Consider the following 12,778-nt stretch of genomic DNA (forward strand, 5'->3'; position numbering starts at 1 on the left):
TCAATTCTAGATATGAGAATACTAACAGTTTTATGTTTATTAGTAATGACTTCAAGTTTTGCACAAAAGAAAATTTTGCAAAACGAAGATAAAGGCAAATGGAATCGCATCAGAAATGTGAATATTTCTAATTCTGGCGATCACGTGCTTTACAGTTTGGAAAAGGGGGAAAAAGATCAAACCATTCAGCTTTTAGAAATTGATGGAGATAATATTATGTCCTACCAACGTAGTAAAGGTGGTCAGTTTTCATATGATTCTAAATATGCAATTTTTAGAGTAAACGCTTGGAAAGACAGTATTCGAGAAATGAAACGTCGAAAAGTCAAAAAGAAAAATCTTCCAAAAGATACTTTAATGATTTATGATATCAGCTCTAAGGCATTGCAAAAGATTCCTAATGTCAAATCCTTTCGTCTACCAGAAAAATGGTCAGGTATTGTAGCTTATACTTTAGAGGCAGCAAAACCAAAGAAAAAAGATACCGCTAAGGCGAAAGATGCTGATACATTAAAAACAAAAAAGAAAACCAAGCTTAAGAAAGTTTCTAAGGACAATGGTTTCCATGTGGTTATACGCGACTTAAAAAGTGGAGTTGAAGATACGTTGAAGTATGTGCATAAATACAGTTTAGCTGAAGAAGGTCGTCATCTTGTGTATGCATCCTCAGGCGTTGTAGATAGTCTTGGTGGCGGAGTATATCATTATGATGTTGATAAGAAAGAAAAGACCTTATTACTATCTAGTCATCATAAGACGAAGTATCCACAGTTAGGAATCTCTGAATCTGGAAAACGGGTTGGCTTTGTGGTTGATGCAGATTCAACAAAAAGTCTTATTAAAAAACCACTATTGTATGCTTGGAATCTTGGTGATTCTAATGGTAAGGTTATAGTAGCTTCTGAAAATAATGGCACTGATTTATTAGTGTCGGCGGATGAAAGATTACGTTTTTCTAAAAATGAAAAGCGTCTGTTTTTTGGATTAAGAACAACGCCTATTGTTCAAGATACAACGTTACTAGACGAAGAAATTGTAAATGTTGAGGTATGGACTTATGATGAACCACGTTTATATACAGTTCAAGAGTTAGATGTTAAAAACGATAAAAAGAAAGCTTATTTGTCATTATATGATTTTGATAAGAATAAAATGGTGCAAGTCGCAACTACAGATTACGATTTTGTTAGATATGGCGATGAAGGTAATAGCGATTATGCGGTTATTGGAAATGGCACACCATATCAATTACAAAGCCAATGGACTGCACAATTACCTAGAGATTTACAACGTGTAGATTTAAACACAGGTGAACGAACAGAAATTGCAAATAAGGTTTATGGTGGTTCTTCAATAAGTCCAAAAGGAAAATATTTATACGGATACAGTCGCAAAGACAGTACGTGGTTTACTTATAATCTAAAAACCTTGAAGTATCAGGCACTTACAAAAGGCAGACAATTTTATAATGAGTTACATGATTATCCTGATGATCCTTATAGCTATGGGACAGCAGGATGGACAGAAAACGACGAGAAATTCCTGATTTATGATCGTTTTGATATTTGGGCTTTTAATCCTGAAACTGGTACATCAGAAAATCTCACAAATGGAAGAGCATCTAAATTACGCTATCGTTATTTGAGGTTAGATAATGAAGAACGTTCTATTTCAATGTCTAAGGATTGGATACTTAGTACATTTAATGAAGATAATATGTATGGTGGTGCAGCAAGCTTTAATCCAAAAAGACAAGCTATTAAACAGTTAATTGAAGGTCCTTATGTATATGAAAGACCATGGTTTGCGCAACAAGACAAAAAGGGACGACTATTATTTACGAGACAATCATTTACCGAATTTCCAAACTTGTGGTCAACGAATCTATCTTTTAAATCACCAAAACAAATTACTGATGCTAATCCGCAACAAGAAGACTTTAATTGGGGAACAGCAGAACTCGTAGAGTGGACGTCTTTAGATGGGAAACCGTTAAGAGGAATGCTTATTAAACCAGAAAATTTTGATCCAAATAAGAAGTACCCTATGATTGTGAACTTCTATGAAAAAAGTTCAAATGGATTATATCGTCATCGTCCACCATCATACGGTCGCAGTACTATAAATTACCCATTTTATGCAAGTCGCGGTTACCTCATTTTTAATCCAGATGTGCATTACAGAGATGGTTATCCTGGTGAAAGTGCTTTTAATTGTGTAATTCCAGGTGTAACAATGCTCATAGAGAAAGGATTTGTAGATAAAGATAATATTGGTGTGCAGGGTCACAGTTGGGGAGGTTATCAAATTGCCTATTTGGTGACCAAGACAGATATCTTTAAAGCAGCAGAATCTGGTGCTCCTGTTCCTAATATGATCAGTGCTTATGGTGGTATTCGTTGGTGGACAGGCTTAAGTCGACAATTTCAATATGAACATACGCAGAGTAGAATTGGAGGTACACCTTGGGAATATCCACAACGTTATGTTGAAAATTCACCAATTTTTAATATCGACAAGATTAATACGCCATTATTGATTATGCATAATGATGCAGATGGACATGTACCATGGTACCAAGGCATAGAGTTCTTTGTGAGTTTAAGACGTTTAGGAAAACCGTCATGGTTTTTAAATTACAACGATGAGCCACACTGGCCATTGAAATGGCAAAACAGAATAGATTTTAATATCAGAATGACACAATTCTTTGATTATTATCTAAAAGGTGCTCCTAAACCTGTATGGATGCAGCGTGGAGTTCCTGCCGTTGAGAAAGGAATCAATCAAGGTTATGAATATTTAGATAGTGATCAAGACTAATTATTACAAAAAAAGAAAAGCAATGAAAATTTCAAAAAGTAAACTTACCGAAAACCTTCTGTTAGTAGTAGGTTTGGTATTATGCCTTGGTTTAAATGCACAAGACCGCATTACAGGTGAGTCTTTTGCTACAAGATCTGAGGTATTAGGACAAAATGGTATGGTAGCAACAAGTCATCCTATTGCTACTCAAATAGGGTTAGATGTTCTTAAAAATGGTGGAAATGCAATAGATGCAGCAATCGCAGCCAATGCGGCCTTAGGTTTAATGGAGCCGACAGGATGCGGAATTGGAGGTGATTTATTCGCCATTGTTTGGGATGCGAAATCACAACAACTATATGGTTTAAATGCAAGTGGTAGATCACCGCAAGATTTAACTTTAGACTATTTTGAAGAACAAGGTATGGACAAAATTCCTTCATTGGGGCCATTGCCTGTAAGTGTACCTGGCGCAGTTGATGGTTGGTTTGAGCTGCATAAAAAGTTTGGCACTAAGCCAATGACAGAAATTTTAGCACCTGCAATTGATTATGCTGAAAAAGGATTTCCATTAACTGAATTGATTGCATGGTATATGCAACGCAGTGTACCTTACTATCAGTCTCAAGGCTTTCCAAATATAGAGGATACTTATATTACTCAAAATGGTGGAAAATTGCCTAATGAAGGTGAGATTTATAAAAACCCATATTTAGCAGAGACCTATAAAAAGATTGCAAATGGTGGAAGAGATGCTTTTTATAAAGGAGAAATCGCTGAGGTTATAGCCAAATTTATAAAAGAACAAGGTGGTTTTTTATCAACTAAAGATTTGGCAGCACATCGTTCAGAATGGGTAGAACCAGTTTCCATTAATTATCGTGGTTATGATGTATGGGAATTGCCACCAAACGGGCAAGGTATAGCTGCACTACAAATGCTTCAAATATTAAAAGGTTATGACTTTTCAAACATTGAATTTGGCAGTGCTGAACATCTGCATTTATTTACAGAGGCTAAAAAATTAGCTTTCGAAGATAGAGCTAAGTATTATGCTGATATGGACTTTTTTGATGTGCCTTTAGAAGAGTTGCTATCAGATGCATATGCTGAGAAAAGACGTGCGCAAATTGGTGAACGTGCAGGTCGTTATAACGCAGGTGAAATTTCAGCTGGTGAGACTATATATATGACTGCAGCAGATAAAGATGGTAATATGATTTCATTAATACAAAGTAACTATCGTGGTATGGGGTCAGGTATGGCACCACCTAAATTAGGTTTTATGCTTCAAGATCGTGGTGAATTATTCAGCCTTAAAAAAGAACAAGCAAATACTTATGAACCAGGAAAACGACCTTTTCATACAATTATTCCAGCATTTATTACCAAAGATGGCAAACCATTTGTGAGCTTTGGTGTTATGGGTGGAGATTTTCAACCGATGGGACATACACAAATTGTGATGAATCTTGTAGATTTTAATATGAACCTTCAGGAAGCTGGTGATGCACCTAGATGGGATCATACTGGTGGAGCAACACCTATGGGAAGAACAACGACCAATACGGGTACCATTCGCACCGAATCAGGAATCTCATATGAAACTATAAGAGGCTTATTAGATAGAGGTCACCGAATAGGAACTGTAAGAGGTGTTTATGGTGGTTATCAGGCTATTTTGTGGGATGATGAAAATAAAGTCTATCATGGAGCTTCAGAAAGTCGTAAAGATGGTCAAGCTGCCGGATATTAAAAAACAAAATAACTAACCTAAAATAAAATAAGCAGATGAAAAATCCTTTTAAACCAGTATTGTTATTGGTCTTTATGGTATTAATAAGTTTACCGATAAGTGCCCAGGTGGTAGATCAGAAAACCTTTAGTGGTCTTAAATTTAGAAATATTGGTCCAGCTTTCACTTCTGGAAGAATTGCTGACATTGCCTTGCATCCAGATAATGAAAATGTGTGGTACATTGCTGTTGGCTCTGGTGGTGTATGGAAAACAACCAATTCAGGGACAACTTGGAAACCAATCTTTGATGGTCAAACTTCATATTCTATTGGTGCTATAACGATAGACCCAAATAATCCTCATACCATTTGGGTTGGTACTGGTGAAAATGTAGGTGGAAGACATGTTGGCTTTGGTGATGGTGTTTATGTGAGTTATGATGATGGTAGTTCTTGGAAGAACATGGGGCTTAAAGCCTCTGAGCATATTTCAAAAATTGTAGTGCATCCTGAAAATTCTGATATCATATGGGTGGTTTCTCAAGGGCCATTATGGACATCTGGTGGTGAAAGAGGTGTTTATAAGTCTATTGATGGCGGTACTACTTGGGAAAGAACATTAGGCGATGATGGATGGATAGGTGCTACAGATTTAGTTATTGATCCTAGAAATCCGGATATACTTTATGCAGCAACATGGCAAAGACACAGAACTGTTGCAGGTTATTTAGGTGGTGGGCCAGGTTCTGGTATTCATAAAAGTACCGATGGTGGAAATACATGGCAGAAGTTAACTAGTGGAATTCCAAGTTCCAATCTAGGAAAAATTGGTTTAGCCATTTCACCGTTTAATCCTGATGTTATTTATGCGGCTATTGAATTAGATCGTAGAAAAGGTGGCTTATTTATGTCATCCAATAGAGGTGCGTCTTGGACCAAGCAATCCAATGCAGTTTCTGGTGGAACAGGGCCACATTATTACCAAGAATTATATGCATCACCACATCATGAAGGAAAATTATTCCTAATGAATAATTATGTACAGGTTTCTGATGATCATGGTAGGACGTTTTATACCATGAATGAAAGAAATAAACATGTAGATAGTCATGCGATGGCATTTAAGGCTTCAGATCCAAATTATGTCTTATTTGGAACCGATGGTGGACTATATGAAAGTTTTGATCTAACTAAAAGTTGGAAATACATTAGAAACCTTCCAATTACACAGTATTTTAAATTAGCTGTTGATGATTCAGAACCATTCTATAAAATTTATGGCGGAACACAAGATAATGGTTCTCATGGTGGACCTTCGCAGTCTATGTATTCTGATGGTATTACCAATTCAGACTGGTGGTAAACACTCGGTGCCGATGGTCACCAATCTGCTATAGAACCTGGAAATCCTAGTATTACATACGGTGAATTTCAACAAGGCGCACTTTGGAGAATTGATCAAACCACTAAGGAAACAGTATTTATTCAACCTCAGGCCCGAGAAGGTGATCCTTTTGAGCGCTTTAATTGGGATGCACCAATTTTAGTGAGTCCTCATAATCCAAAGCGCTTATATTTTGCTTCACAACGTGTATGGAGATCAGATAATAGAGGAGATGACTGGACTCCAATTTCTGAGGACTTGACATTAAACCAAGAGCGTATGACTATTCCGTATTATGGAAAGCAGCAAAGTTGGGATAATGCTTGGGACGTTTATGCAATGTCTAACTACAATACAATTACGTCTTTAGCGGAATCACCAATACAAGAAGGTTTAATTTATGCTGGTACAGATGATGGTATCATTCAGGTCACCGAAGATGGAGGTGCTACTTGGAATAAATTTAATTTAAGCTCAGTAAAAGGCCTAGATCATGTCCCTTTTGTGAATGACGTTAGAGCAGATCTTTTTGATGCCAATATTGTGTACGCAGCGGTAGACAATCATAAGTATGGTGACTACAGACCTTATGTTTTAAAGAGTACAGATAAAGGCAAAAGTTGGACAATTATTAATGGAGACTTACCAGAACGATTATTGATTTGGCGTTTGGTACAAGATCATGTCGATAAAAATCTCATGTTTGCAGCAACAGAGTTTGGTATCTATTTTACGTATAATGCTGGTGAGAATTGGGTAAAATTGACAGGTGGAGTGCCAACAATATCATTCAGAGATTTAACGATACAACGCAGAGAAAATGATTTGGTAGCCGCATCATTTGGAAGAGGTTTCTTTATACTTGATGATATTACACCATTGCGAAATTTTGATGCATCAATGCTTTCAAAACCGGCAACTTTATTTCCAACAAAGGATGCCTATTGGTATAGACAAGCTAGTAGAGTAGGAAGCCAAGGTGATGCCGAATATAAAGCACCTAACGTACCTTTTGGGGCCAGGTTTACTTACTATATGTCCGAGAGTGTGAAATCACTAAAAGCAGAACGACAAGAACGTGAAAAAACAAATACAGATTTTCCAGGTTGGGAAGCATTAGAACAAGAGACAAATCAAGAAAGCCCTAAGATTTTAATTGTTATTAAAGATGTTCAAGGTAAAATTGTGAATACCATTAAAGGTTCTAATAAAAAAGGATTTAATCGTGCGAATTGGAGACTAAATTATCCAAATACAAATGGTGAACCTTTAGATGAAGGTGGTGATGGTATAGGTACAGGTTATATTATGGCTACACCAGGAACTTATACGGCAACACTAGTAAAGCGTGTTGATGGTGAGACCACTGTTTTAGAAGGTCCACAACAATTTAATGTGGTGCCAATGTATGATGGTGCTCTACCTAGAAAGTCTTTTGATGATATGAACCAGTTTAGGGAAGAAGTTTCAGAATTTCAACAAGATTATACTGCTACAAGTTTGATGTTAGACAAGCAAATGGATAAAATATTTGCAATGAGACGTGCAGCTAACAAAACAACGAGTTCAAATGATGCCATTTTAACCGATATTAATACTGCAAGGCTACAATTGTTAGCTATTGAAAAGGCGTTGAGAGGAAATCCTGTAAAAGATGAGGTTGGTGAAAAATCTAATCCGACGGCAAGTGATGGTAGAGGTCTATCATGGCGAGCATTTGGTAATACATATGGTCCAACTGGTACACATAAGGCCTTATTACAGCGTGTAAAGAACCAGTTAAAGACTGTTAAAGCAGAGCTAAGAGTTATGACAGATAGCACGCTTCCTGCAATTGAAAGTCAACTTAAAGCTGCAGGTGCGCCTTGGGTAGAAGGTCAAGGGTTAATAGATAATTAATAAAATTTATCGAAGCAACATATATTAAAAAGTGACTACCATGAGGAAGTCACTTTTTTTTCTGATAGCTAATATTAGTATCTTTAGTAAAACTTAATGACCACTAGTTATGAAAAAAATCTTTATACGTGTTTTAACGCTATTGTGCATAATCACAGTATCTTGTAAGGAGAATACCAAAGAAACAGAAAAGCCTCAAGAAGAAGTTCAACCACTAGAGATAAAAGTGAAAGGCGAAGAGGTTATCTATGCAACTGACTCAACAAGTTTAAAAGGCTATATCGCATACGATGAAAATAGTACGCTAAAAAAACCAGCAATACTTATTGTACATGAATGGTGGGGACATAATAATTATGTAAGAGAGCGTGCAGATATGTTGGCTAATTTAGGTTATACAGCTATGGCTGTGGATATGTATGGTGACGGTAAATTGGCGAATCATCCGTCTGATGCTGGTAAATTTGCGAGAAGCGTTTTTGCCAACTTACCAGAAGCTAAAGCAAGATTTAATGCCGCTAAAACGTTGTTAATCAATCACGAATCTGTGGATGCTAATAAAATAGCCGCCATAGGCTATTGTTTTGGCGGTAGTGTTGTTCTCACAATGGCAAATAGTGGTGAAGATTTAGATGCGGTAGCAGCATTTCACAGTGGTATAACTTTACCAGTAATGCCTAATGACCAATTAAAAGCACGCGTATTGGTATGTAATGGCGCTGATGATGGCTTTATTAGTCCTGAATCTATAACGGCATATACAAAAGCAATGGATTCTATTGGTGCCAAATATGAGTACATCTCCTATCCTGGGGCAAAACATGGCTTTACCTCAAAGGAAGCGGATGAAAATGGGAAGAAATTTAATTTACCATTGGCTTACAATGCAGAAGCTGATGGTAAGTCATGGCAAGCATTACAAGACATGCTAAAGGAAGTGTTTCAATAGAGATTGCATAGGCTAATATAAGCCACGATAGATAATTTATAATTAATTCTAAAAAGAAATAGACAATCCTTTGAGATACATGATTTTTAAATAATTCATCTAAAATGAAAGTATTATCCTTATCCGTAAAGGTAAAATGGACGCAGTAACAAGCTTATAACATCTGTTACAATAGTAAGATTCTTTATGTTTAACTATTATTGCATATATATTAAACACCTGAAAACCAATGATTTTAGAGCGCGTTTATGTTGTTTAAGTACCCAAATTTTCGTATCTTAAATGTTTTAAATCATTGGTGTTACTTTTCGGTAACACTTGTGGGGTATTTTGACTAAGATGAGCGATATATCTTACCTTGTTAAATCTGCTAATATTCTTTTAATATCTGATGGTAGAGCAGATTCTCTTGACTATTCTGAACTTCTAATTAAAGAAAGATTCAAAGTAACAAGTGCGTTTGACAGCAACATTGTATTAAATGAACTACATAACAAAAAGGTTGATTTACTTCTTATTGATTGCGATGATTCAATAAAAACACAGGTTAAGCTTTTGAAACGTATTCGTTCTCATAATGAGTATCGAGATATTCCGATCATTATTATTTGTGAGTCTATTGAAGATCAAATGCTAAAGGGTGTTTTTAATTTAGGTAGTCATATTGACTATATCATAAAACCTGTTGTAAATGAAGAATTACTTTTTAGAATAAATACACAAATCGAGGGATATCGTAGCCAAGTTGCTGTGCAAGTGCAAAAGGAGCAAGTAGAACGGCTTTTAGAAAAAGCTGTACTTAACCTAAGGCGAAGCGAGGCTTATAGTGATAGTTTACTAAAATTTAGAATGGTACTTGAAGAGATGCCTGTTCTGGTTGACGCTTTAGATGAAAAAGGACGTATCGTTTTTTGGAATCAGGCGTGTGTTTCTGTGACTGGTTATAGTCAACAAGAAATGATTAATAATCCAAATTCATTTGAAATTCTATATCCAGATGAAGCTTATCGTAATGACTTATTTAAAACCTTTGAGAAGAATCCAAATTTAAGAGAATACGAGCTGGTACTTACAACAAAGAAAGGTAAAGAAAGAATAATTTCTTGGACAAATATTTCAAGCTTTGCGCCAATTCCTGGTTGGTCTACATGGGCAGTAGGTATTGATGTGACAGAACGTAGAAAAGCTGAGGCCATTTTGTTCGAATCTAAAAAAGCTTTAGAATTATCTAATAAAAAAATCGAACGCGCTTATGAAGATGTAGAAAAGCATAAGGATTTATTGCAAAAAAGATTTGATAAAAAGACGGTAGAGCTTCAAAAGAGTCAAGTAATTATAGACACTTCTACAGAGACAATAATTAATACGGATTTAGAAGGGAAGATTATTTATTGGAATAGTGCAGCTCAAAATCTCTATGGTTATACTTCAAAAGAAGCCATAGGGAAGCATGTAAGTATGCTCTACAAAGAACAAGACTTGCCAAAATTAGAGTCTATGATATCTAATCTGATGGCAGGAGAAGACATACGTAATGTAGAATTAACTTGCCTAGATAAAAATAAAGATGAAAAAACCATCCTAATGTCGTTAACATCCATTAAAGACGGTAAAGGTGAAGTTTCAGAATTAGTTGGATTTTCAAAGGATATAAGTAAAAGAAAAAAAATACAGAACGACCTTAATAGATTGAATCTATTATTTGAAGATACTAGTCAAACTGCAAAAGTTGGGGGTTGGGAAATAGACTTAGAAAATGATAATATAACCTTAACACAGCAAACCTATGATATTTACGAGTTACCATATGGTCAATTGCCGAGTATAGAAGAAGGTATCTCTTATTATCATCCCGATCATCGTCAAAAAGTTAGTGATGCCGTTAATAATGCAATAGCACATAACATACCTTATGATTTAGAGGTAAAACTGATCACTGCTAAGAACAATGAAATATGGGTACATACTAAAGGAAACCCAATAGTTAAAGATGGAAAAGTTGTACGATTATATGGTTCTATTCAAGATATCACAGAAAACAAAAACATTCAATTAGAGCTAAAAAAATCTCAAGAAATAGCGAGTTTAGGTAGTTGGTATTTAGATTATAAAACAGGGAACATCACATGGTCAGAAGAACTGTATAAGATGTATGGCTTTGATCCTGATAAACCTATTCCGCCATTAGAGGAACATGCGAAATTTTTAGAATCTGAAAGTTGGAAATTACTAAACTCATGCATAGATAAAACTGCAAAAACTGGTGAACCGTATTCCATCGAATTAAAAACGATAAAAAATAAAGGTAGTTGGCAATGGATGTATGCTCAAGGGGAAGCTATTTTAAATGGCAATGACGATATTGTTGGTTTAAGAGGTATTGCTCAAGATATTACCAATCAAAAACTAACTGAGTTGGCATTACGACAAAGTGAAAAGCGTTTTACAAATATGGCTTCAAATCTTGTTGGTGCAATATTTCAGTATGTGTTGCACTCTGATGGTACCGATGCTGTAATGTACATGAGTCCGAGTTGTTATGATTTATGGGAGGTTGATGCTGAGACTGTCGTTAAAGACGCGAAGATTTTATGGGATATGGTGCACCCAGATGATCTCAAACCTATGTATGAATCTGTTTTGAAATCTGCTAGGAATTTAGATCCTTGGGATTTTCAATGGCGAATAACAACACCTTCAGGTAAACAAAAATGGTTAGAAGCGGCTGGGCGTCCAGAGAAAATGGAAAACGGTGATACAATGTGGGATAGCCTTATTTTAGATGTTACCAGACGTAAAGTAGCAGAAACTGATCTTAAAATTGAAAAAGAAAAAGTAGAGCGCAGTGAAAAAATGCTAAAAGAAGCACTAGAGCAGGTTACTGAACTTAAAAATAAATATCAAAAAGAAAATATTTATTTAAAAGAGGAGATTGATCTCGCTTATAATTATCAAGACCTTATTTATGTAAGTAATGAGATTTCTGACGTTTTAAATCAGGTTGATATGGTAGCAGGTACAAATGCTACAGTATTACTACATGGTGAGACAGGCACAGGTAAGGAGATTATTGCAAGAGCTATTCATAGTAATAGTTTAAAAAGTAAAAACCCACTAATTAAGGTGAATTGTGCTGCAATTCCACAAGAATTGATTGAAAGTGAGTTGTTTGGTCATAAAAAAGGCTCTTTTACTGGTGCGATTAATAATAGAATAGGGAAGTTTGAGTTGGCTAATGGCGGTACAATATTTTTAGATGAAATAGGTGAGTTGCCAATAGAGATGCAACCCAAGTTGTTGAGAGTATTACAAGAAGGTGAGATTGAACCTGTAGGAGGTTCTCAGACAGTAAAGGTAGATGTGCGTGTTATAGCAGCTACAAACAGAAACTTACTTGATGAAATTGAGAAAGGTAACTTTAGAGAAGATTTATTTTTTAGATTAAATGTATTCCCAATTAATATTCCACCATTAAGAGAACGTCAAAATGATATTCCTGTGCTTATTAATCATTTTGTCTCAAAATTTTCTAGTAAGTATAGGAAAGAAATAAAGCATATCCTTAAGGAGGATCTTGAGTCAATGATAAATTACGATTGGCCCGGAAACGTCAGAGAGTTAGAGAATTTAATTGAAAGGTCAATTATCGTTTCTAAAGGGGACAATATATCATTTAATTTGGGGACAAATCCACCAAATGGGTTTCAAAGACGAGAATTAAAATCTATCGGAAGAACATTAGATGATGTGCAGCGCGAACATATTTTTAGAACTTTAAAAAGTGCTAATTGGAAGATTACTGGTACTGATGGTGCTGCAAAAATTTTAGATCTAAAACCAAGCACGCTTCGTGATCGAATGAAAAAGCTAAATATAAGTAAACCAAACTAACGGAATACCGTCATTTAGGTTTATTGCTTTCCAAAAGGTAACGGTATACCGTTAGTTAATTTCACTAAGTCTTAAACATAGGTATTTTTTAAAACACTGACAAACAGTGTTTTA

6 protein-coding genes are annotated in these 12,778 nt (G+C 35.5%); all 6 read left to right on the plus strand.

The features are described 5' to 3' along the window. Positions 1 to 12 precede the first annotated feature (12 nt). The 6 genes from HRU50_RS11095 to HRU50_RS11115 all read left to right on the plus strand — a co-directional run bounded on the left by HRU50_RS11095 (position 13) and on the right by HRU50_RS11115 (position 12,664). Complete coding sequence (locus HRU50_RS11095) at positions 13 to 2,823, plus strand: prolyl oligopeptidase family serine peptidase (protein ID WP_296351156.1); 2,811 nt, start codon at positions 13 to 15, stop codon at positions 2,821 to 2,823. 22 nt (positions 2,824 to 2,845) lie between these two features. Further along, on the plus strand, positions 2,846 to 4,561 hold the full coding sequence (gene ggt / locus HRU50_RS11100; RefSeq protein WP_296351157.1) for a gamma-glutamyltransferase: 1,716 nt from the start codon (positions 2,846 to 2,848) through the stop codon (positions 4,559 to 4,561). A gap of 35 nt (positions 4,562 to 4,596) precedes the next feature. Further along, complete coding sequence (locus tag HRU50_RS16050; protein WP_366927376.1) at positions 4,597 to 5,904, plus strand: hypothetical protein; 1,308 nt, start codon at positions 4,597 to 4,599, stop codon at positions 5,902 to 5,904. Between the two features lie 183 nt (positions 5,905 to 6,087). Continuing rightward, positions 6,088 to 7,824: a hypothetical protein gene (locus HRU50_RS16055; protein ID WP_366927377.1), complete on the plus strand. Its 1,737-nt coding sequence runs from the start codon at positions 6,088 to 6,090 to the stop codon at positions 7,822 to 7,824. A gap of 109 nt (positions 7,825 to 7,933) precedes the next feature. Continuing rightward, positions 7,934 to 8,773 (plus strand): dienelactone hydrolase family protein, encoded by an 840-nt coding sequence (locus HRU50_RS11110; RefSeq protein WP_296351158.1) that lies wholly within the window; start codon positions 7,934 to 7,936, stop codon positions 8,771 to 8,773. A gap of 339 nt (positions 8,774 to 9,112) precedes the next feature. Further along, positions 9,113 to 12,664 carry a sigma 54-interacting transcriptional regulator gene (locus HRU50_RS11115; protein WP_296351159.1) on the plus strand — a complete coding sequence of 1,184 codons (3,552 nt, stop codon included), beginning with the start codon at positions 9,113 to 9,115 and terminating at the stop codon, positions 12,662 to 12,664. Positions 12,665 to 12,778: the final 114 nt, after the last annotated feature.

Origin of the sequence: Winogradskyella sp., from assembly GCF_013213835.1 — a bacterium.
Classification (GTDB): Bacteria; Bacteroidota; Bacteroidia; order Flavobacteriales; family Flavobacteriaceae; genus Winogradskyella.

Excerpts from the sequence above, each read along its gene's own strand:
- HRU50_RS11095 (WP_296351156.1), top strand. The coding sequence starts at position 13 with ATGAGAATACTAACAGTTTTATGTTTATTAGTAATGACTTCAAGTTTT.
- ggt (WP_296351157.1), top strand. The coding sequence starts at position 2,846 with ATGAAAATTTCAAAAAGTAAACTTACCGAAAACCTTCTGTTAGTAGTA.
- HRU50_RS16050 (WP_366927376.1), top strand. The coding sequence starts at position 4,597 with ATGAAAAATCCTTTTAAACCAGTATTGTTATTGGTCTTTATGGTATTA.
- HRU50_RS11110 (WP_296351158.1), top strand. The coding sequence starts at position 7,934 with ATGAAAAAAATCTTTATACGTGTTTTAACGCTATTGTGCATAATCACA.
- HRU50_RS11115 (WP_296351159.1), top strand. The coding sequence starts at position 9,113 with ATGAGCGATATATCTTACCTTGTTAAATCTGCTAATATTCTTTTAATA.